This window comes from Fulvivirga sp. (assembly GCF_040220315.1).
GTDB lineage: Bacteria > Bacteroidota > Bacteroidia > Cytophagales > Cyclobacteriaceae > Fulvivirga.
In genome coordinates, this window is sequence record NZ_JAVJUY010000170.1 from 12501 (window position 1) to 15085 (window position 2585).

Below are 2585 nucleotides of genomic sequence, written 5' to 3' on the forward strand. Positions count from 1 at the left end.
CTCTTAGAGGCGATGAAGGACGTGATAAGCTGCGATAAGCTACGGGGATTAGCAAATATGAATTGATCCGTAGATTTCCGAATGGGACAACCCAATACATTGAAGATGTATTATCCGCCAACTGGCGGAAGCGAACCCGGAGAACTGAAACATCTAAGTACCCGGAGGAAGAGAAAACAATAGTGATTCTGTTAGTAGTGGCGAGCGAACGCGGAATAGCCCAAACCGATTCAGTTACGGCTGGATCGGGGTTGTAGGACTACAATAATTATTAATAATAGAACAAGAACTGTTTGGGAAGACAGGCCATAGAGGGTGATAGCCCCGTATTGGTAACCTTATTAATGATAGTAGTATCCTGAGTAGGGCGGGACAGGTGAAATCCCGTCTGAATTTGCCGGCACCATCCGGTAAGGCTAAATACTCCTAAGAGACCGATAGTGAACAAGTACCGTGAGGGAAAGGTGAAAAGTACCCTGAATAAGGGGGTGAAATAGTACCTGAAACCATACGCTTACAAGCGGTTGGAGCAACTTCGTGTTGTGACAGCGTGCCTTTTGCATAATGAGCCTACGAGTTACTCCTCACTGGCAAGGTTAAGTGATTAGAATCACGGAGCCGGAGCGAAAGCGAGTCTGAATAGGGCGATTCAGTCAGTGGGGGTAGACGCGAAACTTGGTGATCTACCCATGACCAGGATGAAGGTGCGGTAACACGCACTGGAGGTCCGAACCAGTAAACGTTGAAAAGTTTTTGGATGAGTTGTGGGTAGGGGTGAAAGGCCAATCAAACTGAGAAATAGCTCGTACTCCCCGAAATGCTTTTAGGAGCAGCGTGGAGGTTAAGTCTAATAGAGGTAGAGCTACCAATAGGACTAGGGGGAGTCACATCCTACCAAATCCTGATGAACTCCGAATGCTATTAGATATACTCTGCAGTGAGGGCAAGGGTGCTAAGGTCCTTGTCCGAAAGGGAAAGAACCCGGACCAACAGCTAAGGTCCCCAAATTTACACTAAGTTGAACTAAGGTAGTCCAGTTGCTGAGACAGCCAGGATGTTGGCTTGGAAGCAGCCATTCATTTAAAGAGTGCGTAACAGCTCACTGGTCGAGCGACAGGGCATCGATGATAATCGGGCATAAAGTGTAATACCGAAGCTTTGGCATCCGCCTTATGGCGTGATGGGTAGGGGAGCATTCTATTCACAGAGAAGCCGTATGGTAATGTATGGTGGAGTGTATAGAAAAGCAAATGTAGGCATAAGTAACGATAAGGCGGGTGAGAAACCCGCCCACCGATAGACTAAGGTTTCCTGATCAACGCTAATCGGATCAGGGTTAGTCGGGACCTAAGGCGAACCCGAAGGGGGTAGTCGATGGACCATGGGTTAATATTCCCATACTACCGTTAACAGCGATGGAGTGACGGAGAAGTGAAAGGCTCGCGTGCTGACGGAATAGCACGTTAAAGGGTGTAGGTATTGGACTTGTAGGCAAATCCGCAAGACTAGCTGAACCTGATAGTACCGCAATCCTTCGGGAGCGCGGATAGTGGCCCTAATCAGGCTTCCAAGAAAAACTTCTAAGTAATGTTAATGGTACCCGTACCGCAAACCGACACAGGTAGTCAAGGAGAGAATCCTAAGTTGCTCGAGTGATTCATGGCTAAGGAACTAGGCAAAATGGCCCTGTAACTTCGGGAGAAGGGGCGCTTCCTCACCTTCGGGTGAGAAGCCGCAGTGAAAAGGCCCAGGCGACTGTTTAGCAAAAACACATGGCTTTGCGAAATCGAAAGATGATGTATAAGGCCTGACACCTGCCCGGTGCTGGAAGGTTAAGGGGGGATGTTATCCGTAAGGAGAAGCATTGAACTGAAGCCCCAGTAAACGGCGGCCGTAACTATAACGGTCCTAAGGTAGCGAAATTCCTTGTCGGGTAAGTTCCGACCTGCACGAATGGTGCAACGATCTGGGCACTGTCTCGGCCATGAGCTCGGTGAAATTGTAGTCGCGGTGAAGATGCCGCGTACCCGCAACGGGACGGAAAGACCCCATGAACCTTTACTACAGCTTAACATTGACATTGTGTAAATAATGTGTAGGATAGGTGGGAGACTACGAAGCGGTGCCGCCAGGTGTCGTGGAGTCGTTGTTGAAATACCACCCTTTATTTACGTGATGCCTAATCCGCCATTGGCGGAGACAGTGTTTGGTGGGTAGTTTGACTGGGGTGGTCGCCTCCAAAAGAGTAACGGAGGCTTTCAAAGGTTCCCTCAGTACGGTTGGTAATCGTGCGCAGAGTGCAATAGCATAAGGGAGCTTGACTGTGAGACCTACAAGTCGATCAGGGTCGAAAGACGGATATAGTGATCCGGTGGTTCCGCATGGAAGGGCCATCGCTCAAAGGATAAAAGGTACTCTGGGGATAACAGGCTGATCTCCCCCAAGAGCTCACATCGACGGGGAGGTTTGGCACCTCGATGTCGGCTCGTCACATCCTGGGGCTGGAGAAGGTCCCAAGGGTTGGGCTGTTCGCCCATTAAAGTGGCACGCGAGCTGGGTTCAGAACGTCGTGAGACAGTTCGGTC

1 rRNA gene (only partly in view) is annotated in these 2585 nt (G+C 49.7%); it reads left to right on the forward strand.

Features of this window, described 5'->3' with window-relative positions:
- A 23S ribosomal RNA gene (locus RLO81_RS08255) occupies positions 1 to 2585 on the forward strand (its annotated part extends 36 nt beyond the left edge of the window); the annotation flags it as partial.